Source organism: Streptomyces sp. SID3343 (genome assembly GCF_009865215.1).
GTDB lineage: Bacteria > Actinomycetota > Actinomycetes > Streptomycetales > Streptomycetaceae > Embleya.
Map to the genome: position 1 here is coordinate 1 of NZ_WWJX01000742.1, position 22,974 is coordinate 22,974.

Genomic DNA, 22,974 nt, shown 5'->3' on the forward strand with positions numbered 1-22,974 from the left:
GCCGCCGAGGCCGCCTGCGGCGAGCAGGCGACGACGGGAAGAGGCGGCGGGGGGCGTGGGAGTGGTGGGGGGCGTGCTCATCGGGAACCTCGGCCTTCGGCGGCAGGGGGGTGAGGATGCTTCCCGTGACACGTGCCGATACGTCGCTCCCGACAGGGCGGAAGCGCGCGGCGGATGGCTGTTCGGGTGGCCGACGGGCCGGGTTGCGGGGCCGTCGAACCGGGGCCGGAAAACACGCGTCGGTCGTGGCAGCAACCGAGCAGGCCCTGATGAGTCATGGAACGTAGACCCGGGCGACGGAGCAGGTCAAGGGCCTGTGGCCGAGTTCATCGTCCGTAATCGCGCAAACACGAAGGGGTCGTTGCGGATTGTTCCGCTACGACCCCTTCGTCCGCCGTGGCCGGCATCGATTCTCGGCCATGGGCGATCCGTCGGCCTGGCGTGATCCGTCGGTCCGGGGCTACCTGTCGGCCCGTACCGTCTACCGACCCGCGTGGTCGACGCCCTCACGGCCCCCCGCGACGCCCTCACGGCCCCCGGCAAGCCCCTCGCCCCCATCGTCGGGGCCGATCTCGGTGCTGCCCAGCTCCCGGCTGATCCGCAGCGCGCCGGCCCGCACCTGGCGGCCCAGTTCCTGGAAGCGCCACCCGGGCAGGTCGAGCTTGAGGCCGGTGATGCTGATCGCGCCCACACACTCGTCACGGTGGTCGCGGACCGGGCTGCCGATGCAGAAGATGCCGTCCGCGTCCTCCTCGTCGTCGAGCGCGTAGCCGATCTCGCGGATGTCGCGCACGTGCGCGAGCAGGGTCGCGGTGTCGGTGATCGTGCGCGACGTGCGTCGAGGCAGACCGGAGCGCTCTATCACCGCGAGCGCCTCGCTCTCGGGCAGCGCGGACAGGATCGCCTTGCCGAGCCCGGTGCAGTGCGGCAGCTCGCGCACGCCCATCCGCAGGTCGAGCCGGACCCGCTGCTCGACCCCGATCTGGTCGACGACCACGGCGAGCCCCCCTTCGGGGACTGCGAGGCGCGAGGCCATGCCGGTCTGTCGGGTCAGGTCGCCGAGCACGGGCCTGGCGATGTCGCGCAGCGACACCTGTGACTGGGCGCGGTCGCCGAGGCGGGCCAGGCCCATCCCGAGCCGGTAGCGCCGGTTCATCCCTTCTCCGTCGTCGGAGACGAATCCGTAGCGGCGCAGGGTCTGGAGCAGTCCGAAGGTCGCGCTCTTCGAGATCCCGCAGGCCTGACCGACCTCCGTGACGCTCATGCCGTCCCCCGGACCACGTGTGGAGAGCACTTCGAGGATGTCCGCGGCCCGGGCGACGGACTTCACCCAGTACTTCGACTCCTCGACATTCTCGTTAACGCTGTTCGACATAGCAGAACACGTTACCGGTCCAGAGCCCTTGACTGCTTTGCATGACCAAATGTAAGGTCACGATCTGTTCGGTCCTGCCGAACAGCGTTCCGAAAAACGAAAACGGCATCGCTCGAACCACCCGAAACACCGCAGCTACACCGCAGCAACACCTGCTCAGCACCACCTGCGACACGTGCCGAAGGCGGATGGCGCCCGAGGTTCACGGCCTGGCAGGGCCGCGAACCCCAACGGTCACGAACGACGCAAGGAGCTCACCGATGAGTGTCGGCACCGCCGCCACCGACTCCCTCCCCGCCCGAGCACTTCGGGTCATCCCGGGTGGGGTGAACAGCGGCCAGCGCCGCATCCCGGGCCTGACCGACCTGGTCGTCACGAACACCCGGGGCGCGAGCTTCACCGACTCCGAGGGTCGCGTATTCACCGACTACCACTCGGCGTTCGGCCCCCCGCTGCTCGGCCACAACGACCCCGACGTGCAACGCGCCGTCACCGAGGCCGCGTCCCGCCTCGACCTGACCGGTGTCGCCGTCACCGAGGGCGAGGTCGTCCTGGCCGAGACCCTCGTCGAGTTGGTCCCCTCGGTCGAGAAGGTCCTGCTGACCAGCACCGGCAGCGAGGCCACCTTCCACGCCCTGCGCGTCTCCCGCGCGGTCACCGGACGCCGCCTGATCGTCAAGTTCCAGGGCTGCTACCACGGTTGGCACGACTCGGTCAGCCTGAACGTCATCTCCTCGCCCGAGCGGGTCGGCTCCCACGACCCGATCTCCACCGGGATCCTGCCCGAGGTCCTGGACGCGACCCTCGTCCTGCCGTTCAACGACGCCGCCGCCGTACGCGCCGCGTTCGCCGAACACGGCAAGGACATCGCCGCGGTCATCCTCGAACCCGTACCGCACAACGTCGGCTGCCTGCTCCCCGAGCCGGAGTTCCTCACCACGCTGCGCGAACAGTGCACCGCGCACGGCTCGATCCTGGTCTTCGACGAGGTCATCACCGGCTTCCGGCACGACCTCGGCGGCTACCAGAAGATCGCCGGCATCACGCCCGACCTGACCACCTTCGGCAAGGCCATCGCCAACGGTGCCCCCGTGGGCGCGCTCGGCGGTCGGGCCGACCTGTTGGAGCAGTTCAGCACCCGCCCCGGCGCCCCCGCGTTCTTCGCCGGCACCTACAACGGCCACCCGTGGGTGGTCGCCGCCGCTCTCGCGACGCTGACCAAGCTGCGCGAGGAGCCGGTCCACGAACACGTCTTCCGGCTCGGCGAGCGCGTGCGCACCGAACTGGGCGCGATGTACGCCCGCCTGGGCATCCCGGCCGTGGTCACCGGCTACGGCTCGGTGTTCGTCACGTACTTCATGACCGGTGGCGTCCCGCGCACCTACGACGACCTGCTCGCCAACGACGCCGGACTGTTCATCGGCTACCGCCGTCGGCTCCTGGAGCACGGCGTCTTCGAACTCCCGCTGAACCTCAAGCGCAGCCACATCTCCTACGCGCACACCGACGCGGACGTCGACCACCTGGTCGCGGCCACCGAGATCGCCGTGCAGGACGCGATCAAGGACGGCGGAATCCACGAACTCGCGGGCACCTCCACCATGGGCGGCGCCGAGGGGGCCAAGCACTGATGCTGATCGTCGACCGCACCCGTCCCACCGGCCCCGCCGGCCGGATCACCCACGTCGAGACCCTCATGCTCGGCACCGCATGGCGCGACTTCGGTTACGTGCGCGTACACACCGACGCGGGCCTGTCCGGCGTCGGCGAGATCACCCACCCCTACCGAGGCGCGGAAACCGCCGCCCTGGCCCAGGCGTTGGCGAACCGGCACCTGATCGGCGCCGACCCGTTCGACACCGAGGAAATCTGGCTTCGGCTGTATCAGGGCGACTTCCTGCGCGGCGGCGACATCGGCGGCATCGCGCTGTCCGGGTTCGACCAGGCCATGCACGACCTGATGGGCAAGGCCCTGGGCGTACCGGTCTACCGCCTCACCGGCGGCGCGTGCCGAGAGCGCGTACGGGTGTACGCGAACGGCTGGTACAACGGCGAGCGCGAGCCGGAGGTGTTCGCGGCCAAGGCCAAGGAGACCGTGGCCAAGGGCTATTCGGCGCTCAAGTTCGACCCGTTCGGCGACGGCCTGCACGAGCTCTCGCGCGCCGAACTGCGCCGCTCGGTCGAGCTGGTCGGCGCGGTTCGCGACGCGATCGGGCCCGACGTCGACCTGTTCGTCGAGGGGCACGCCCGCTTCGCGATGACCACCGCCTCGGCGCTGCTGCGCGCGTTGGAGCCGTTCGACATCGGCTGGCTGGAAGAGCCGATGCCGTGGACGCACATCGAGCGCTACGCCGAACTGCGCGCCCGCGCGCCGTTCCCGATCTCCGGCGGCGAGCACTTCCACAACCGCTACGAGTACAAGCAGCTGTTCGCGACGAACGCGGTCGACATCATCCAGCCGGACCTGTCGATGGCCGGCGGCCTCACCGAGGTCCGCAAGCTCGCCGCGATCGCCGACATGCACGGCGTGATGGTCGCCCCGCACAACTCCAACTCACCGCTGTGCACCACGGTCTCGGTACACGCGTCGCTGGGCATCACCAACTTCAAGATCCTGGAGACCTTTGACGGCCTCCTGGAGCCGTACGTGTTCGAGGCGGTCCGCGGCGCGCTGCCGATCACCGCGGACGGGCACGTGGAGATTTCCACCGCACCGGGCTTCGGCATCGAACTCGACGACGACGTGTTCGCCGAACACCCGCCGACGCACCGGTTCTGGAACATGTTCTCCGCCGGCTGGGAGAAGAGGAATCGCACGTGACCTCGGCCACCGACCACAACGAACCGGACCGCGCGGACGACCCCGAAGCCGGTCCCATCGTCGACGTCCACTCCCATCTCTTCCGCCAGTGCTGCGACTTCGACGACGTGTTCAAGGCCGAGTCGGCCCGCGCGCACGACGGCGAGGTCGACCTGACGGTGCGTTGGGACGACTACGCGGCGACCAGCCCGGCCGGCACCCGCACGATCGTGGTCGGCGGCAAGGCCAGGCGCAGCGGGCTGTGGGTGCAGGACCAGGCGGTCGCCGACTACGTCGGGGTACATCCCGAACGGCTGATCGGCTACCTGTCCGTCGACCCGACCCAACCGGGCTGGCAGGACGAACTGCGCTACGGGCACCAGGAATTGGGCCTGCGCGGGATCAAGTTGATGCCGATGTACGCGGGCTTCGACCCGAGTGACCCGCAGTACGACCCGTTGTTCGCCTACGCGGAGGACAACGGGCTGCCGATCCTGGTGCACACGGGCACCACGTTCGTCTCGGCGGCGCCGATCGCCTACGCCCAGCCCCGGTTGCTCGACCCGGTCGCCATCCGGCATCCCGAGCTGCGCATGGTGCTCGCGCACCTGGGCCACCCGTTCGAGGGCGAGTGCATCGCGGTGATCCGCAAGCACCCGCACGTGTACGCCGACATCAGCGCGTTGCACTATCGCCCGTTCCAGCTGTGGCACAGCCTGCGTCTGGCGCAGGACTACGGCGTGCTGCACAAGCTCCTGTTCGGCAGCGACTACCCGTTCACGTCGGTGCGGGCGTCGGTGGACGGGTTGCGCGCGGTTGCCGCGGTGCCGGGCATCCCGGGTCTGCCGCCGCTGGATCGCGACGCCGTGGAGGCGATCATCTTCCGCGATTCGCTGCCCCTGTTGGGGCTGTCGTGAGTCCGTTCTCGCTGACCGATCGAACGGCCGTCGTGACCGGAGCGGCCCGAGGTCTGGGCCGTGCGTTCGCGCTCGCGCTCGCCGTCGCGGGCGCCGACGTCGTGCTGACCGACCTCCCGGGCGCGGACCTGACCGCGAGCCGGGAGGCGGTCACCGCGACGGGCCGCACCGCCTGGACGATCCCCTTCGACCTGGCCGACACCGAGGGCATCGCGCCCTTCGTGGACGAACTGCGGGCCACGGTGGGGCCGATCCACATCCTGGTCAACAACGCGGGCACCGCGGCGCTGGAGCACTTCAACGAGATCACCGTCGCGAGTTGGCGCCGGGTTCTCGCGGTCAACCTCGACGCCGTGTTCTTCCTGTCCCAACGCGTCGCCGAACACATGATCGCGGACGGCGTCCGGGGCCGGATCCTCGCGGTGACGTCCAAGAACGCCCACGTGGCCGAGGCCGGGCTGGCGCACTACAACGCGTCCAAGGCGGGGGTGGACCTGGCCGTCCAATCGCTCGCGGTCGAACTCGCGCCGCACGGGATCACCGTCAACGCGGTGGCCCCCGGCATGGTCGAGACCCCGATCGATGGCGAATTCCCGTTGGACCGCGAGCCGTTCGAGGCCGCCTACCGCGACCGCATCCCGCTCGGCCGCTACGCGTCGCCGGACGAATGCGCCGGTGCGGTGGTCTATCTCGCGTCCGACGCGGCCCGCTACGTCACGGGCACCCGCATCGTCGTGGACGGCGGCGTGCTCGCCGACCAGTTGCCGCGCCTGCGCTACATGAGCCCGTACCGCAACACCGTCTGACCCACCCTGCCGCACGCCGCGTCGGCGCGGTGTCCCTTTCGTGCACGGATCGAGAAAGTGAGCGGGACCACCATGTCCGCACTCGGTTCCTCCCCTTCGTCGTCCCGCCGCCGCGTGTTGGCCGCGGGTGGACTGGGCGGGCTTCTGCTCGCCGGCACGGCCGGTGCGGGGACGGCTTCGGCTTCCTCCACCAACGATCGAAACGACGATCGAAACGACGACCGAAACGACCGGCGCGACGACGGCCGGGCCGCGCCCACCGGCGTGGCCACGGTCCGCGACCTGCTGCGCCTGGACACCCGGCGCCTGGCCGCGAACACGATCGTGAGCGTCGCCGGATATCACGCGGCCGGTGACGGTGGCGCGATGGTGGTGCGGTGGGAGCCGCGGTCCTCGCTCGCGGCGAACGGGGGCACCGTGTTGGCGCCGGCGCCCAAGCGCGACGGTCGGTGGATCCAGGTCCACGACGGGGTGATGGACTTTCGCCGCTTCGGCATCGTCGACGACAAGGTGCCCGCCGACGCGGCGCTCGACGCGATGGTCGACGACCCGTACGTGCACCGCGTCGAGGCGCACACCGACCTCCTGTTCACCAAACGCCACACCTTCGACCGCTCCCGCATCACCCTCGACTTCGGCGGACACACCGTCCGCACCACCGGAATCGAGCGCAACGTCCACGACAACCCGTTCGGCGCGGTCCTGTACTTCAAGGGCCACGTCACCAAGTCCGTGGTGAAGTACGCGTTGGCCGAGACCGTCATCGAGCACACCGACGCGTTCCCGGTGCCGGACGCGTCGACGTTCACCGTCGGCGAGTGGTGGACCGTCGAGATCGACCCGATCGCGGGCGGCGGGACGTACGAACGCGAACTCCAGAAGATGGTCGAGATCACCCAGATCGTCGACGGCAGGCACATTCGGGTCGACTACCTCAACGGATGGGAACTGGCCGCCGGGCGCGGCATCACCTGGACCAGGGTCGAACCGGTCCAGCGGGCGAACGTGGGCAACATGGTCTTCTTCGGGGCCGGTCCCGGCGACGACGAGTACACCGGTTCGCACCCGATCGCGTACGAGTACGCGGTGCGTTGCGACGTCGAGCACGTCGAGGCCACCGGATCGTTCTGGCCGGTGGTGATGCGCCGCTGGTGTACGCACTTTCGCACCGCGCAGTCGTCGCTCAAGAACCCGCCGACCGTGATGTACGGCGGCGCCGGCTATCTGACCCAGCAGATCTACTGCCTGTACGGGCGAGTCGAGGACTGTGTCTCCAGCAACGCGCGACACCTGAACGACCTCACCGCGTCGGCCTACTGCCACGTCGTCAACTGCCACGGCGACGGTGACGACCAGGGCGGCAACCCGTTCACCACCCACGGGCAGTACGAACACGACCTGCTCTTCGAGGGCAACTCCGGTCTGATGGACATCGCCAACTCCGGTGTCCTGTGGGGTACTTCGGCGAAGCGGATCACCGTGCGCGACCACTCGTGCTCGTGGTTCACGGCGGGCACGAAGATCACCGACCTGACCCTGGAGAACGTCCGGGTGGTGCCGAGGCCGACCTTCGACCCGGGCGGCACACTGCAGGTGAACGCCGACGGCGTACAGATGCGCGGCTGTGTGGCGCGGACGTTCGCGATCGGCCAGCGGTCGGCGCGGTCGGCCCGGCCGAACATCGTCGAGGGCTGCACGTTCGACCTGCCCGCGCAGCAGGTGATCGTGCAGACGCCGGTGACCAACACCGTGCACTTTCGCGACTGTACGTTCACCGGCGTGGACGGCGCGGTCCTGCGCGGCTCCGGTGAGGTCGAGTTCGCGTCGTGCACGATCGTCGGCGCCTCGGCCGGGGCGGCCCCGTTGGAGGTCGGCTCCTCGGTACTGCGGATGACCGCAAGCACCCTCAAGGACACCGGGATTGCCGTGTCCGCGGTGCGTGACCAGAGCGTGCACGTGGGCGCGGGCACCCGGTCGAGCGGGACCAACGGTTCCGGTGCGCTGCTGTCCCGGGCGGCGACGTCCGGGCCGGGCGTGGTGCGCTGGCAACTCGACGGCGCGGCATCGAGCACCGACGGCGCGCATGCTCGGATCGAGTCCGGCGTGAACCACTGGGTGGCGACCGGAACCCGGTTCACCGGCGGCCGGTTGGACCTGCGCCCGGCCGCCTTCGCGGGCGCGTCGTCGGCGCTGCACACGACGTGCGTCGAGGACGGCGTGACGCGTGCGGCGATGCCCGCCGACGGCACGCGGGTGAACACGAGCGGAAACCTGGCGATCTGACATGCGGCCGACCACGATCACCCTGCGTGCCACCACCCCGGCCGACGACCGCGCCCTGCACGCCCTGTGGGCGGTGGCCTTCCCGGACGCGCCCGAACTACCGCTGCTGCACGCCCGCGACGCGGGCCGGTACGACCGCACGCTGGTCGCGGTGGCCGACGACGGCGCGATCCACGCCGTCGTGCACTGGCAGCCGCGCCCGATCCGCAACGCGGCCGGCGGTGTGGACGTGGTCGGCTGCGTCGGCAGTGTGGCCAGTGCGCCACAGGCACGCGGACAGGGGCACATCCGCCGCTTGCTCGCCGTCGCGATCGACGACATGACGCGCCACGGGTGCGCGTGGTCGCTGATGTTCAGCGGCACGCCGGGCGTGTACACGGGGTCGGGCTGGGAGACCTTTCCGGCCGCGCGGCTGCGCGGCGTGGCCGGGCCCGGCTCCGCGTCCGGGGACGCCGCGGTGCGCCCCGCGCGCCCCGGCGACGTGGCGCGCATGGCGGCGGTACACGCGATCGTGAACGCGAACCGGCCGCTGACCACGGTGCGTTCGGCCGACGACTGGGCGCACCGCTTCCCGCACTGGTACGCCCCGCCCGTTCGGGTTTCGGTGACGGACGACGGCGACTACGTCGTGGTGCGTCCCGACACCGGCGAGGTGGTCGAGATGGCCTGTGCCCCGACCCGGCCGTACGCGCTCTCCGCACTGCTGCGCGCGGCGGTGTGCGAACTCGGCGGCCCCGGCACGGTGGTCACCCTCGACGTGCCGATCGACGCGCGGCTCACCCGTGAGATCGGTCGGCTGCTGACCGACGTGTCGACGGGCTCGACGTGCTTCGGATTGGCCCGGCCGATCCAGAGCGACCGGGCCCGGGTGCGCGCGACGGTCACCGCGCCCGGGGCCGTGCACTGGCTGGGCGACGCTTTCTGATGGGCCGTCACAGGTGATGGGCCCTCAGGACGCGGTACGCCCCCATGAACCGCCCGGCTCGGTGAGGAATCACCCCGTGCCGCCGAGCCGGGCGCTGCTGTTGGTCGGCGGCGAGCAGGTACAGGTGTGCGCGGCCGATCCGGCGACCGGCACGCTGACCCGGACGGGCCCGCGGGCCCCGGTGTACACGGCGTACGCGGCCGTGCATCCGCGCCTGGGCCGCCGCCGCGTGTACGGCGTGGACGAGGCGCCGACCGGCACGCTCACCGTCTTCGACGCCGGCCGTGCCGGGGTCGCCGTGCTCGAACAGGTGGGCAGCCAGGGCTCGGTCCCGTGCCACGTCGCGGTCTCGCCGGACGGCCGGTACGTGCTGGTCGCCAACTACGGCAGCGGCGACGTGCTCGTGTACCGGCTCGACGAGAGCGGCGCGCTCGCGGGGGTGAGCGATCGGGTGCGGTTGCCCGGGTCGGGCTCGGGAGTACATCCACAGCGCCAATCGGCCCCGCATCCGCACCAGATCGTCTTCACCGCGCACGACACCCTCACCGTCGTGGACCTCGGGGGCGACGCCCTGCCGACCTACCGGCTCGACGCCGGCCGGTTGCGCCTGCTGCACACCCACCCGGTGCCGGCGGGCACCGGCCCGAGGCATCTGTCGGGGCGTTGGGTCCTGGGCGAACTCGACCCGGTCGTCCTCGCGTTGCCCGCGCACACCCGGCATCCGCTCGCCGCGCCGGGCCTGCCGTCCGCGATCGTGACGAGCCCCGACGGCGCACACGTGTACGCGGCGAACCGCGGGCCCGGCACGATCACCGCCTTGGCCACGACCGCGCCGCACGCGATGTCCGAGGTCGCGGCGGGCGGCGCCGACCCGCAGGATCTGGCGTTCGTCGGCGACCTGCTGTACGCGGCCGTGCCGGACGCCGACGCGGTCACCGCTTTTCGTCGGATGCCCGACGGGAGGCTGCTCGCGCTGGGTCCGGCGTTGCACGTCCCCGATCCGCGCTGTGTCCTACCTCTCGCCTGAATTCCCCGCTGCGGCGCGGCGATCCCACCACCGACCCGCGGCCTCCGGCACGATCATCGGATGGCAAACCAGGACAACAAACTCACCGGTGAACGACTCCGCGAAGTCCTCGTGGCCCGCATGGCCCAACTCGACGGTCAGATGCGCGCGCAGCGCGACCAGATCACCGACTCGACCCTGTCCGGCCCCGAGGGCTCCGCGATCGCGGCCCTGACCACGGCGCAAATCGCGCTGAGCTATGTCCGCGACGTGATGGACATGATGGCTCCGGGCCTGGAAGCCCTCGCGGTGTCGGCCGTCACCGACGCCGAGCCCACCGCCGACCCGGACCCCGAGATGCACGCGAGTGCCATCCGCCTGGTCCACGACATCCTGCACCTGGGCATCCTCGACGGCCCGATCAACCCGCAGGCGTGGCCGCTGTCCGCGCTGGGCCAAGGGGCCGTCGCCGCGCTCGCCAAGTCCCGGAGCCTGGACGAGAACTGAGCACGAAGCCGCCGACCGCGACGCCCGGTCCCGAGGTACTCACGGGCCGGGCGGGGGCTCCTCGGCAGCGGCGCCCCCGAGGGCCCCGACGCCCGCGCGCCCCACGCGGGCCGGGCGCAGTCCGTCCATCACCACCGTCAGCAGGATGTCGGCCTGCCGATCGTCGGCGGGGCAGCGTTCGGTCACCACGGCGAGCGCGTTGACCAGTCGAAGCACGTCCGTCGTGCGCACGTCCGAGCGCACCGTCCCGGCCCGCTGGGCGCGCACCAGCAACCGCGTCGCCGCGTCCTCCACCAGGCGCCGGCACCACGACACGTCCGCGTCGTCCTCGTACAAAGCCGCCGTCAGCGCCGCGGTCAGCCCGTGCGCGGTGCTGCCCTCCGCGACCAGCTCGCTCAGCCACGTCGCGAGCGCGACGTCAGCGGGCGCCTCGCCGGCGAGCGCGTCGTCGGCACGCACCCCGATGGCCTCGATGCGCTCGCGGTGCACGGCCTCGATCAGCGCCCGCCGGGTGGGGAAGTGCCGGTACAGCGTGGCGTTTCCCACTCCGGCGCGCACCGCGATGTCGTCCAGCGGGACGTCCACACCCCGCGTGGCGAACTCCACCTCCGCGGCCGCCAACAGCAGTTCGTAGTTGCGCCGGGCGTCGGCACGCTTGGGTGGGGCGGGCGGCGGGAACGGAAGCGGCGAAACGGTCGGGCCGGTCGGCATGGACACCTTCACAGTAGCCAAGTGGGGACTCTCCCCATATAGTACCGAGACAAAATCGGGGAGACTCCCCGTTTGTCTCGCGAGCCATCGGCCGACCCCTGAACGGATCGCCCCGCAACACGCACCGACCCGAACACCCAGCACCCAGCACCCAGCACCCAGGAGAACCATGCCCACTTCCCACGCCCCCGTACTCGTGACCGGCGCCACCGGCCGACAGGGCGGCGCCGCCGCCCGCCATCTGCTGGCCGCCGGCTTCCTCGTACGCGCCCTCGTGCGCAACCCCACCGCCGCGGCCGCGCAGGAACTCGCGCACGCCGGCGCCGACCTCGTCCGCGGCGACATGACCGACCTCGCCTCGCTCGACGTCGCGATACGCGGCGCCCACGGCGTCTTCAGCGTTCAGCCCACCAAGGGATCCGCGGGCACACCCGCCGACTTCACCGTCGAGGACGAGGTCCGGATGGGCGTCACGGTGGCCGAGGCGGCCCGGAGCGCGGGCGTACGACACGTCGTGTACTCGTCGGTCGGCGGCGTCGAACGCGCCCCCGAGATCAGGCGCTGGCAGAGCAAGGCGCGGATCGAAGCGCACCTCGAAGCACTCGGCTTACCCACCACCGTGCTGCGTCCGGTGCGTTTCATGGAGAACCTGTACGACCCGCGGGCCGCCATCCGCGACGGCGTCCTGACCGACGTCTTCCACCCCGACATCCCGGTCCAACTGATCGCCGCCGACGACATCGGCGCCTTCGCCGCACTGGCCTTCGCCGACCCGGACCACTACCTCGGCCGTGCCGTCGAAATCGCCGGTGACGAACTCACCATGCCGCGGATCGCCGCCGCCGTCACCGAGGCGACCGGCCGATCCGTCGTCTACCGGCCCCTCCCCCGCGCGGCCTTCGTCGATCTGGACCCCGACGCCGTCGCGGGCTACGACTTCGGCAACGGCGGCGGTTGGCGGGCCGACATCCCCGCCCTGCGCGAACTGCACCCGGAGCTCACCGACTTCGCCACGTGGCTGAGCAAGGCCGACACTGCGGCCGTCTTCCACACACCGCCCGACGAAGCCCGCTGACGACCCCACCGCACGCATCCGGCGGCCGGTCGGGCCCGACGCAGACGTTCCCCGACCCGCCGCCGCCAAGAGCCGACCCCAAGAGCCGGCCGCCACGACCGAGCCCGGCGGCGCCGATGCCGAAGCCGCACACCCGTGCACGCACCCGCGCTCGCGTCCGCGCATTCCGCCCACCACTTGCGTGCTGTGCGCCATCTGGCGCAGACGCCTTTCGAAGCCCGTTCTACACAGGATGCAGAGATCCCGCGGACGGCACACGGAAGGACCGCGAATGTCGGCTCAGGCGGCGTACCACTCGCACCATTCGATCCTGGCCTTGGGCATCGAGAACTTCGGGACGCGGTCGAGCGCCGCCCGGGATTCGCTCCGGCGCGCGATGTACGACGTGTTCGCGGGCGCGCGGGAACGAACCGGGCTGCTGCCCGACGAGGACATCGTGGTCGAGGATCACGGCGACGGCTTCGTCGTGCTGTTCCCCGCGACCGTGTCGACGGTATTGCTGGCGGGGTCCTTCGTTCGGGCCCTCGACGACGGACTGTCCGAACGGGCGCCGCTGTTCGACACCGCGCACACGCTGCGCTTTCGGGTCGCGTTGCATCACGGGATGGCCAAGCGGGACGCGCGCGGGTGGTCGGGCGAGGCCATCAACACGACGTGCCGGCTGGTCGACGCGCCACCGCTGCGCGTGGCGCTGGCCGCCGCGACCAAGGCGCACCTGGTGTTCGTCGTGTCGGACGAGATCTACCAGGGCGTGATCCGGCACGGCTGTCACGGCATCGACGCCGGCGCCTACCTGCCGGTCGACTTCGAGGCCAAACGCGGTACCCGGCTGCGCGGTTGGGTGACCGCGCCGGGCTATCCGGTTCCGCCCGGGGTGCTCGCACCGGCCCCCGCGGACGAAGCCGCCCCCGCCGACGCCGCGACGCCCGGCACCATCAAGCCCGACAGCACCACGCCCGGCAGCACCAAGCCCGGGAGCGGCATGCCCGGCAGCGCCAAGCCCGCCGCCACGAACAAGACCACCCACGACCCGGACACCCGTCCCGACACCCAGCCCTCGCGCCGCCGCAACCCCGACCGCCCGGCCGTGACCTTCAAGGCCCGCACCGTCAACGGCGACGTGGTCGCGGGCGACAAGCACGTGTACGGGCGGATCCACCCGAAAGACCGGCCTTGACGTCACCGTCCGCCCGCCGGCCCACCGGGCGCCACCTGCTCGGTCGCTATCGTCCCTCGCCCACCCGCACCACGCCGTTCTCGTACGCGAACACCGCCGCCTGGGTGCGATCGCGCAGGTCGAGCTTGCCCAGCAGTCGGCTCACATGCGTCTTGACGGTCTGTTCGCCGACCACGAGGTGCCCGGCGATCTCGGCGTTGGACAGCCCCTGCGCGATCAGGGCGAGCACCTCGCTCTCCCGGTCGGTCAGGTGCTCCACGCGGGCGCGCGGGGTGCTGATCGGGCCACCGAGGCGGGCGAACTCGGCGATCAGGCGTCGGGTGACCGTGGGCGCGAGCAGCGCCTCGCCGGAGGCCACCACGCGTACCGCGTCCGCGAGTTGGCGCGCCGAGGCGTCCTTGAGCAGGAACCCGCTCGCGCCCGCGCGCAACGCCTCGTACACGTACTCGTCCAGGTCGAACGTGGTCAACACGAGGACTCTGGTGACCGATTCCGGGTCCGCGACGATCTCCCGCGTCGCGGCGAGACCGTCCAGGACCGGCATCCGTACGTCCATCAGGACCACGTCCGGGCGCAGTTGCGCCACCCGGCGTACCGCGTCGCGTCCGTCCACCGCCTCGCCGACCACCTCGATGCCGGGCTGTGCGCCGAGCAGGACCGAGAACCCCTCGCGCACCATCATCTGATCGTCGGCGATCAGCACTCGTATCGGCATCCGGGTCACGGCTCCTTGCTGGGCGGATGATCGGTCGGGCCACCCGCGGGCGGGACCGCACGGCGGCCGTCGAGCGGTTCGTCCTGCGGTCGGTCGGCGCTGGGCAGGAAGACCTCGACCTCGAAGCCCCCGTCGGCGGTGAAGCCCGCCTTGAGCGTCCCACCGATCATGCCCGCGCGTTCGCGCATCCCCAACACGCCATGTCCCGAACCGACCGAGCCGGCCGAACCGACCCAGCCGGCCGAACCCACCGAACCGAGCGGGGCGACCGGTACGGGTTCCCTCGGCGGCTCGTTGTGCACACGCAACCCGATACCGGTGGTCACATAGGCGACTTCGACCCGGACCCGCGTGCCGGGGGCATGCCGCAGCGCGTTGCTCAGCGCCTCTTGGGCGATCCTGTACGCGGACACGTCGACGCCGACGGACAGTTCTCGCGGGGCGCCCACGGTGACCGTCTCGACCTCCATGCCGGCCGCGCGGACGTTCTCGACCAGATCCGGCAGGCGGGCAAGCGTGGGTTGCGGGGCGGGGCGACCGTGGCCGTCGACCTCCGCGCCGGACTCGCCGTCGGCGCGCAACAGGCCGAGCACGCGCCGCAGTTCGGCGAGCGCGTCGACCGCGTTCGTACGTATCGTCGCGAAGCTCTTGACCAGTTCCGGCGGCGGGTCGGTGACCCGATACGGCGCGGCCTCGGCCTGGATCGCGATCACCGACATGTGGTGGGCGACGACGTCGTGCAGTTCGCGGGCGATCCGCGCCCGCTCCTCCAACAGCGTGCGGCGGTCCCGCTCGGTCGTGGTGAGGTCGGACTGGACGGCGAGTTCACGGCGCGCTTCGGCGCGACCACGCAGCGCGAGCACGACGGTCATCACCGTCGCGGTGCCCAGGAGCAGCACCGGCAGCGTGCCCCACGACGTGTTCGGGTCCGCGGGGGCGTTGCGCACCACGGCGGTGCCCAGCAACCCGGTGACGGCCCACGTCGCGACGACGACGGTCGGACGCTTGAAGTAGGCCACGTACGCACTCACCAGGAATTGCGCGAACAGCCCGGAAACCGTCCACGGCCACTGCGCGTGGTCGCGCGCGGCGACATCGCCCGCGAGCGAACTCGCCAGCATCGCGCCGAGCGACATCCACCACGCGAGCATCGGCCGACTCGCCGCGAGCAGGACGGGCACGGCGACGGTGACACCGAGCGCCGCCCCCAGCCCGCCGGACACCCCCGGGCAGCCGGCCAGGACCCCACCGTGGGTGGCGCCGATCACCACGACGGCCAACCAGAACAACCAGCGGACCCGATCGCCGATCGGCGGCAACGGACGCTCGGGCACGCCGCGCAGGTCGAAAAGCTCGTCCCACAGTGCGATGCCCTGCCTCCGTGCCCTGGCACGCACACCTGCTTTCGAACTCACCCGACGAACGTACGGGGTCGCGCCGCCGCGCGTCGTCCCCGGCAGGAGTGATGCGATCGGTCCCTCTCACGAGCGACGCGGATCGCGCTCCCAGCGGTGAAAGAGCGCCCAGAGCCCGAACAGGACCGCGGCGAACGCCGACATCCACCCGATCCGGGCGACCACCCACCCGAGCGAGTCCGGCACGGTCCCCAGCCCGGTGAACCCGCCCAGCCCGATCCCGCCGGCGGTCACCGCGAGCATCGCGCTCTGGTGCCACAGGAAGACGGTCATCGCCGACAGGTTGACCAGTGCGACGGCGGCCCACACGCCGGGTCGCCGGGTCAGCGCGCGCCGCATCGGGGCCCGGACCAGCAGGGCGAGTCCGCACTGCGCGAGGCCGAACGCGACCGCCGCGATCGTGGGCGGGTTCAGGTTGGAGATCGCCTGACCCGGTACGCCGACCATGCTCACGGGGTAACCGCACCACAGCACGAGCGCGACACACGAGGCGGCCCCGCCCGCGCACAGCACGGCGCCGAGCCGCTCGATCCGGCCCCGGTCGGGCCCGGCCCACAGCACGCCGAGGCTGTACGGGACGAGCCACCCGGCGAGTACGTTGAGCCAACCGAGAGCGGCCGGCCCGTCCGCGGCGAACCGGGTCAGGTCCACCGCGGCCACCGTCGCCACCGCCAGTAGCGGCCCGGCTCGACCCAGCCGCATCACCAGCGGCGTCAGCGCGGTCAGGCCCGCGTACACGAACACGAACCACAGCGGCGACAACACCAGTTTGACGAGCGTGTGCAGGCTCTCGCCGCCGACGAAGTCGTAGAGCACGGCCGCGAGCACCGTCCACACCGTGAGCAGCGCGGCGATCGGCTGCCCGAGCCGCAGCATCCGCCGCCGCACCCACGGCCCGTAGTCGCTCACCCGCGCGTACGACTGCGCGGCGACACAACCGCCGACCAGGAAGAACACCGCGAGCGGCTGGAGCAGCCACGTGGCCGGCGCGAAGTCGGGCAGGTGCCGCAGCGGGCTGTCGGTCTGCCAGTGGTCGGTGCCCGGGTGGACGGCCGTCACGATCCAGTGGCCGAACACCACCCCCAGGATGGCCAGGGCGCGCAGTCCGTCCACCTCACGCTCGCGCCCGATCGGGGTCGAGCTCTCGATTCTGCGGATCAGCGTGCTCGGCTCAGCCATGTGACACCTCCGTGGCTCGTCCCCGCGCGATCAGCGCCAGGTTGTACACGGCCCGCCCGCCGGGCCGCAGGTAGTCCGAGTGGCCGCCGCCGCCCGCCGCGAAGTCCCGTGCCCCGAAGTCGTCGTCGGTGGGATCGGGGCCGAAGCCGATGGTCGTGTCGAAGAACGGCAGCGACGCGTGTGGAATCGACCCGATCCAGTCGTCGCCGCCGCGGCCCGCCCAGACCCGCGCGCCGGTACCGAGGTCGTCCGCTTCGTCGGCGCCCACGCCGGGGCTGCCGAACACCGCGAGATCGGCGACGTCGATCTCGGAGACCGCCCGGCCGCACACCACCGAGCCGTAGGAGTGGCACAGCAAGGACACCTGTGCGGCCGGTACCACGGCCGACAAGTCACGGACGAATCGGCGCAGTTCGCGCGCTCCGGCATTGGCCCGACCGGTGAGCAGCACGTCGACGCCGATCGTGTGCGGCGGTGTGTAGCCCAGCCACGCCACCACCGCGACCCGGGCCGTCGGGTCCTGGGTGCGGATCTCCGCGTACAACGCGCGAGCGCCGCCGCCGGGGGTCGAATAGGGCTTGTCCCCCCGGGAGTCGAAGTGTCGCAGGTCGGTGTCGGCCCCCGGTACGAGCACGGCGACGCGCTCGGCCGACGCCAGGTCGCCGACCACCTCGACCGCCCGCGCCTTCCCGGCGCGGGCGTCGAAGGTCAGGAACGTTCGTGCCGGGTCGGCCAGTTGCGAGAGTTTGTCGGACATCCCCCGGTCCCCCGCGTCCCGGGCCGCCCCGGCCGCCTCCGCGATTGCCCGCTGGTTGGCGTCGTAACGCATCGTCAACGTGCTCGCCGACATCGCGGGCAGCGGCGGCGGCGCGGGCATCCTTGCGGCGTACCCCGTCCCGGCTCCCGGGCCCGCCAATCCCGAGGCCACGAGCACCGCGACCACACTCATCCGCAGCCGTCCGCGCATGTTCCGCTCCCGTCCTGTAACCACAGGACGGGACGCTACGAATCACGCTCGGTAACCCGCGTCGCGCCGCGGAGTGGACTCCGGGCGTAGCTCCGCAGGACTACGCGGGTGAGATCGCCACCGTCGGGGCGGTGCGGGGATCTCCCGCACGCGAGCGCACCCGAGAGCACCCGAGAGCACCCGACTGCGCCACGACTGCGCCACGAGAGCACGCGACCGCGGTCGGTCGTTGCGCGCGTCGTCGCACCTGTCGGTCTGTCGGCCCCCGGGATCACCGCCGACGCGCCCTGGGTATCGTCGCGCTCTCCTCCGTGGGTCGGACGCGGGTCGTCCGTTCCGCACTAGCGTTGATTCCGTGACGATTCACCCCACGATCGAGCTCCCTCGTCCCTCGGCCACGATCGGGCGCCGCTGGATCCGGTCGTCGCGCCGACGCTTCGCGTCGTGGTCGCCGGGCCGGCGGTCGGCCGCCTTCGACATCGTGTTCGCCGTGTCGGTCGCGGTCCTGGTCTCCGCCGCGCGGGTGGCGCAGGGTCTGCGGGACAACGGCGGCGACACGCGGGACGTGCGCCTGTGGTTCGCCTTCGGCGTCGAGTTCGTCAGTGGCCTGGCGCTGCTCGTCCGCCGCACCAGACCCATCCTGTGCGCCGTGGTCGTCGCGTTCGCGCTCGCGCACGAACAGGTCCTGGCCGCCTTCTTCGCGGCGTACGCGGTGACGGTCTACGTCGGCGATCGCCGCCGCGCGTGGTGCACGATCGCCCTGCTGTGCGTGGTCTCCGCGCATCCGTGGGACTGGCAGGACCTGGGTCAGGGCGTCGCCAACGGTTTCGCCCTGCTGACCCCCGTGTGTTACGGCCTGTACATCGCGTCGCGCCGGCGGTTGTTCGCCGCGCTGGGCGAGCGGGCCGAACGGGCGGAGCGTGAGCAGGAGTTGCGAGCCGAACAGGCCCGCGAGGAGGAACGCACCCGACTGGCCGGCGACATGCACGACATCGTCACTCACCGGGTCAGTCTGATGGTGCTCCAAGCCGGCGCGATGCGCGTCCGGGCGCCCGACGACGCCACCCGCAGCGCCGCCGAGGACCTGCGTGCCACGGGATGCCAGGCGCTGGCCGAACTGCGGGACCTGGTCGCGGTGTTGCGCACCGCCGAGCGGCAGGGCACGGGCGCACCCGTGGAGCCCGCCGTGCTCGACCTGTCCGATCTCGTCGGCGAGTCGAGGGCGGCGGGCGTCGATGTGCGCCTGGACACCCGGGGACCGGCCGGGCCCGCCTCGCCGGTGGTGGTCCGCACCGCGTATCGGGTCGCCCAGGAGGCGCTGACCAACGTGCACAAGCACGCCCCGGGAGCGCGGGTGGACGTGCGGGTGGCTTACGAGCACGACCAGTTGCGGCTCACCGTGGTCAACAGCGCGGCCACTCGCCCGTGCGAGATCGAACTCGGCCGGGGCGGCACGGGGTTGCTCGGTCTGCAGCGACGGATCGAGCTGACCGGCGGTTCGTTCGACGCACGCCCGTCGGACGACGGCGGCTTCGAACTGGTCGCGCGGTTGCCGGTCGCGGGCCCGCAAACACCGCCGCGGACCGGCGGGCTCGCCCCGCGGACAGCCGGTCGCACCTCGGAGGGGTGGTCCTCGGGTCCGACCCCGGAGCGGTCCCCCGGTCCGACCCCGGGGCGGTCCTCGGCTCCGACGTCGAATCGGCCCCCGGGTCCGACTCCGGGCCCCGCCTCGGGTCGAACCCCGGATCGGGCTCTCGGGCGACCCTCGAAAAACTCGACGGGCGACCGGACTTCGACACTCTCGGTACTCGACGAGTCACCTGCCGAAACCGGTTGACGCGCGCCGGATCCGCGTGCGGCCCGGCCCGGATCCTCGACACGTGTCACCGATCGGTGTGTGTTGACTTCGCCGACGACTGGATGGAACCTCAGGCCAACAGCATCACGGGTCCCCGGCGCTCTCGCCGGCTCGACACGGCACGGCTCCCCGCACGTCCCCCCGGCCCCCGGATCCCCTGACCGCGCAGCTCCTTCGGTGGATCAGCGCATGCCCGTTCTCCCGTAGCTTCGCGCGTGAACCCGCGCTCCCCGCCGCACCTCGATTTTCCGGAATCGGAACCTCCGCTTCCGCACGTCGACTTCCCCCCGGGCTGCACGCCCTCGGACGCCCCGAAAGGCATCCAGATGTCGCGACCGAACGGCACCGACCCCGCCCTGCCGGCTGCAGGCGACTCCGCCGCCCCCGGCGCCCTGTCCCGGCGCGCGATCCTCGGCGGATTCGCCGGCGCCGCGGCGATCGCCGCGACGCAGTGGACGCCCGCCGGCCTGATCCCCGCCGCCGAGGCCTCCGCCGCGCCCGTCCCGCCGAACTTCCCGGCCGGCATCACGCTCGGCGTGCAGAACTACAAGAACTGGTCCGGCGAGATGCGCGCCGACGACGTGTGGACGGCGGTGCCCGCGCACCCCTCCGACGTCGTGGTGCTCGCCAACTGGGCGCGAGCCAACGGCTATCGGCTCCGCCCGCGCGGGATGAGCCACAACTGGTCGCCCATCCTGATCCCCAACGGCGGCGACACCTCGCACACGATCCTCGTCGACACGACGCAGCACCTGACCTCGCTCACCGTCAACGCGGGTTCGCCCACCACGGTGACCGTCGAGACGGGCTGCACCGTGGACCGCCTGCTCGACAAACTGGAGCAGGCCGGGCGCGGACTGATCGCCACCACCGCCCCGGGCGCGCTGAGCATCGGCGGTGTCCTGGCCATCGGCGCGCACGGCAGCGGCATCCCGACGCCGAGCGAGACCCGGCCGCAAGGCGGCACCTACGGCACCCTGAGCAACCTCGTGTTGTCGCTGACCGCCGTGGTGTGGAACCAGTCGGCCGGCGCCTACGAACTCAAGACGTTCCAGCGCACCGATCCCGAGATCGGCCCGTTCCTGGTGCACCTCGGGCGCGCGTTCGTCACCGAGGTGACCCTCCAGACCAACGCGAATCAGAGGCTGCGCTGTCAGAACTTCTACCACGACCAGATCGGCACGCTGCTCGGCCCACCCGGTGGCAGCGGCAAGAAGCTCGCGGACTACATCCGTGACTCGGGCCGGGTCGAGGTGATCTGGTTCCCGTTCACCACCGTGCCGTGGCTCAAGGTGTGGAGCGTCGCGCCGAGCAAGCCGTGGGTTTCGAAGCAGATCAACAGCCCGTATCCGTACACGTTCGCCAACTTCGTCACCGAGGACCAGGCGCAGTTCCTCGCCGACATCCAGACCGGCAACACCGGCGGCACCGAAGTGTTCACCAACGCCGAGATGGCGGTGGTCGGTTCGGGTCTGATCGTGACCTGGACGTGGGACGTGTGGGGGTGGTCGAAGAACACCCAACTCTTCGTGGAGCCGACGACGCTGCGCATCCACGAGGGCGGCTGGGCCGTGCTGACCACGCGGGCCAACGTACAGCGGGTGCTCAACGAGTTCTTCGTCAAGTACACGAGCCTGTTGGGGGCCTACAAGGCCAACGGGCAGTATCCGTGCAACAGTCCGATCGAGTTGCGGGTGACCGGCATCGACCGGCCGGACGAGGTCGCCGTCGCCGGCGCGGTGGTGCCGAGCCTGTCCGCGGCGCGCGGGCGCCCGGACCACCCCGAGTGGGACACCGTCGTGTGGCTCGACGTCGCGACGTTGCCCGGGACACCCGCCAACCACGACTTCTACCAGCAGATGGACAGCTGGATCTGGAGCAACTACACGGGCAACTACGCGACGGTGCGGCCCGAGTGGTCCAAGGGCTGGGCGTACGGAACCGGTGGCGCGTGGACCGACACGGCCGCGGTCACCGGCCGGATCCCGCAGTCGTTCCGCGACGGCCAGCCCGCCGCGAGCAACTGGGACGCGGCCCGCGCGACGTACAACAAGTACGACCCGGCGCGGGTGTTCTCCAACGCCTTCCTGGACGTACTGCTGCCCTGACCCGCCGATCGATCCCAGCCGGGTGATTCCCGGTCCCCGGTTCCGGGGATCGCCCGGGACGTACGGGGGCCTTACGCTCTTGCGGTGCGCACCGTGGAGTTGACCTTTGACCGGCCGTCGGAACTGGCGGTCCGTCAGGTGTGGGACGAGCTGGCCGAACTCGGGCTGCCGGGACAGGGACTTCGCCCGTCGGCCGTCAACCGCCCGCACCTGACGCTCGGCTCCTGCGCGGAACTGAGCGACCACGCCCGCGAGCTGATCGCCGACGCGTGCGCCGCGCTGCCGCTCGCGGTCGTCTTCGCCCGACCGGTGCGTTTCGGCGGCCGATCGCGCACGGTCGCGTGGGAGGTGGCGGCCGACGACGCGCTGCTCGCCCTGCACGTGCGGGTGTGGCGGGCGATCGACGCGCAAAACCCGTACCACCACCCGGCCGCGTGGGCCCCGCACGTAACGCTCGCCCGCACGCTGCGCGCCGGCGACGCCTGGCAGGAGCGCGCGTGGCGAGCCCTCCGGGACCGCCCCCCGATGCCCGCCGTAATCACCGGTGTGCGCAGCTACGACTACGCGAGCGACACTGCCGAGGACCTCCTCCCGGGCCCGGCCCGGGCGCCGAGGTGACCGTGCGCCGCCACCTCGCACGCTCGACACCCGCGGCTCGACCGGTCCCTCGCGGCCCGACCCCCGACACGTCGGCCCCCGCAGCCCGATCCGCTTGGCTCGGCCGGTCCCCCGCGGCCCGATCCGCGTAACTCGGCGGGTCCCTCGCCGCCCGATCCGCGCAGGTCGCAGGGTTGCGAGAGCGGTCGATTGTCCGGCAGTCGCGGTGTGGATGTTCGCATAATGGGCCCCATGCCCACGCGCGCCGAAAATCTCGTGACCACACTGGACGCTCTGCCCCATCCCGATCGGGTGCGCGAACTCGCCCTGACCGCGCGACGACTGGCCGCGTCGGGCGAGCTCGCCGACGTGCTCGCCGAGTTCGCCCAGGCGCGTCCGGGTCGCCGCGAGCGCGCCTTGGCGTTGACCCTCGCGATGCTGGGCGGCGACATCGACCACGTCACGGCGGCGATGCGCGATCCCGACCCGGCGATCGCCGGCCGCGCGGTGAGCGCCGCGGCCCGCCTGCCGATACCCGACGACGCGTTGGCCG

At 71.7% G+C, this 22,974-nt stretch carries 19 protein-coding genes and 1 pseudogene; 14 read left to right on the top strand and 6 right to left on the bottom strand.

Annotated elements, in window-relative coordinates; genetic code table 11:
- Nucleotides 1-481: 481 nt before the first annotated feature.
- Nucleotides 482-1,375, bottom strand: a complete 894-nt coding sequence (locus GT354_RS22790; protein WP_237535349.1) for an IclR family transcriptional regulator — start codon at nucleotides 1,373-1,375, stop codon at nucleotides 482-484.
- A gap of 260 nt (nucleotides 1,376-1,635) precedes the next feature.
- Between GT354_RS22790 and GT354_RS22795 the strand changes: the two genes are divergently transcribed.
- From GT354_RS22795 to GT354_RS22830, 8 genes are all read left to right on the top strand, one after another.
- Nucleotides 1,636-3,006 carry an aspartate aminotransferase family protein gene (locus GT354_RS22795; protein WP_161358233.1) on the top strand — a complete coding sequence of 457 codons (1,371 nt, stop codon included), beginning with the start codon at nucleotides 1,636-1,638 and terminating at the stop codon, nucleotides 3,004-3,006.
- Nucleotides 3,006-4,196, top strand: coding sequence for a mandelate racemase/muconate lactonizing enzyme family protein (locus tag GT354_RS22800; RefSeq protein ID WP_161358234.1), 1,191 nt, complete (start codon nucleotides 3,006-3,008; stop codon nucleotides 4,194-4,196). Before GT354_RS22795 ends, GT354_RS22800 begins: the two co-directional genes overlap by 1 nt.
- Complete coding sequence (locus tag GT354_RS22805) at nucleotides 4,193-5,092, top strand: amidohydrolase family protein (RefSeq protein WP_346012129.1); 900 nt, start codon at nucleotides 4,193-4,195, stop codon at nucleotides 5,090-5,092. Before GT354_RS22800 ends, GT354_RS22805 begins: the two co-directional genes overlap by 4 nt.
- On the top strand, nucleotides 5,089-5,898 hold the full coding sequence (locus GT354_RS22810; RefSeq protein ID WP_161358235.1) for a glucose 1-dehydrogenase: 810 nt from the start codon (nucleotides 5,089-5,091) through the stop codon (nucleotides 5,896-5,898). The genes GT354_RS22805 and GT354_RS22810 overlap by 4 nt, the downstream gene beginning before the upstream one ends.
- A gap of 57 nt (nucleotides 5,899-5,955) precedes the next feature.
- Nucleotides 5,956-8,181 (top strand): peptidase C14, encoded by a 2,226-nt coding sequence (locus GT354_RS22815; protein ID WP_346012130.1) that lies wholly within the window; start codon nucleotides 5,956-5,958, stop codon nucleotides 8,179-8,181.
- A gap of 1 nt (nucleotide 8,182) precedes the next feature.
- On the top strand, nucleotides 8,183-9,106 hold the full coding sequence (locus tag GT354_RS22820) for a GNAT family N-acetyltransferase (protein WP_161358236.1): 924 nt from the start codon (nucleotides 8,183-8,185) through the stop codon (nucleotides 9,104-9,106).
- Nucleotides 9,107-9,182: 76 nt separating this feature from the next.
- On the top strand, nucleotides 9,183-10,133 hold the full coding sequence (locus GT354_RS22825) for a beta-propeller fold lactonase family protein (protein ID WP_161358237.1): 951 nt from the start codon (nucleotides 9,183-9,185) through the stop codon (nucleotides 10,131-10,133).
- Between the two features lie 60 nt (nucleotides 10,134-10,193).
- On the top strand, nucleotides 10,194-10,619 hold the full coding sequence (locus GT354_RS22830) for a hypothetical protein (protein WP_161358238.1): 426 nt from the start codon (nucleotides 10,194-10,196) through the stop codon (nucleotides 10,617-10,619).
- 39 nt (nucleotides 10,620-10,658) lie between these two features.
- On the opposite strand, the gene GT354_RS22835 is transcribed toward GT354_RS22830, so the two are convergent.
- Nucleotides 10,659-11,342, bottom strand: a complete 684-nt coding sequence (locus GT354_RS22835) for a helix-turn-helix domain-containing protein (RefSeq protein ID WP_346012131.1) — start codon at nucleotides 11,340-11,342, stop codon at nucleotides 10,659-10,661.
- Between the two features lie 157 nt (nucleotides 11,343-11,499).
- On the opposite strand from GT354_RS22835, the gene GT354_RS22840 reads away from it, so the two are divergent.
- A complete protein-coding gene (locus GT354_RS22840) occupies nucleotides 11,500-12,405 on the top strand; it encodes an NmrA/HSCARG family protein (protein WP_161358239.1) in 906 nt (301 codons plus the stop codon).
- 271 nt (nucleotides 12,406-12,676) lie between these two features.
- Complete coding sequence (locus tag GT354_RS22845; RefSeq protein ID WP_161358240.1) at nucleotides 12,677-13,582, top strand: hypothetical protein; 906 nt, start codon at nucleotides 12,677-12,679, stop codon at nucleotides 13,580-13,582.
- 46 nt (nucleotides 13,583-13,628) lie between these two features.
- Here the strand turns inward: GT354_RS22845 and GT354_RS22850 are convergent, their stop codons facing one another.
- From GT354_RS22850 to GT354_RS22865, 4 genes are all read right to left on the bottom strand, one after another.
- On the bottom strand, nucleotides 13,629-14,297 hold the full coding sequence (locus tag GT354_RS22850; protein ID WP_161358241.1) for a response regulator transcription factor: 669 nt from the start codon (nucleotides 14,295-14,297) through the stop codon (nucleotides 13,629-13,631).
- Between the two features lie 5 nt (nucleotides 14,298-14,302).
- A complete protein-coding gene (locus GT354_RS56585; protein ID WP_161358242.1) occupies nucleotides 14,303-15,712 on the bottom strand; it encodes a histidine kinase in 1,410 nt (469 codons plus the stop codon).
- Between the two features lie 66 nt (nucleotides 15,713-15,778).
- The gene (locus GT354_RS22860; protein WP_202512178.1) at nucleotides 15,779-16,891 is read right to left on the bottom strand and encodes an acyltransferase; all 1,113 of its coding nucleotides are present in this window, start codon (nucleotides 16,889-16,891) and stop codon (nucleotides 15,779-15,781) included.
- Nucleotides 16,884-17,858 (bottom strand): alpha/beta hydrolase, encoded by a 975-nt coding sequence (locus tag GT354_RS22865; RefSeq protein WP_161358243.1) that lies wholly within the window; start codon nucleotides 17,856-17,858, stop codon nucleotides 16,884-16,886. Before GT354_RS22865 ends, GT354_RS22860 begins: the two co-directional genes overlap by 8 nt.
- 355 nt (nucleotides 17,859-18,213) lie before the next feature.
- On the opposite strand from GT354_RS22865, the gene GT354_RS56590 reads away from it, so the two are divergent.
- From GT354_RS56590 to GT354_RS22885, 4 genes and pseudogenes are all read left to right on the top strand, one after another.
- Nucleotides 18,214-19,695 carry a histidine kinase gene (locus GT354_RS56590; protein WP_161358244.1) on the top strand — a complete coding sequence of 494 codons (1,482 nt, stop codon included), beginning with the start codon at nucleotides 18,214-18,216 and terminating at the stop codon, nucleotides 19,693-19,695.
- A gap of 347 nt (nucleotides 19,696-20,042) precedes the next feature.
- Entirely contained in the window at nucleotides 20,043-21,824 is a 1,782-nt protein-coding gene (locus GT354_RS22875; protein ID WP_161358245.1) for a cholesterol oxidase substrate-binding domain-containing protein, read from the top strand.
- An 84-nt stretch (nucleotides 21,825-21,908) separates the two neighbouring features.
- The gene (locus tag GT354_RS22880; protein WP_161358246.1) at nucleotides 21,909-22,442 is read left to right on the top strand and encodes a 2'-5' RNA ligase family protein; all 534 of its coding nucleotides are present in this window, start codon (nucleotides 21,909-21,911) and stop codon (nucleotides 22,440-22,442) included.
- Nucleotides 22,443-22,673: 231 nt separating this feature from the next.
- A pseudogene (locus tag GT354_RS22885) lies at nucleotides 22,674-22,974 on the top strand (hypothetical protein); the annotation flags it as partial.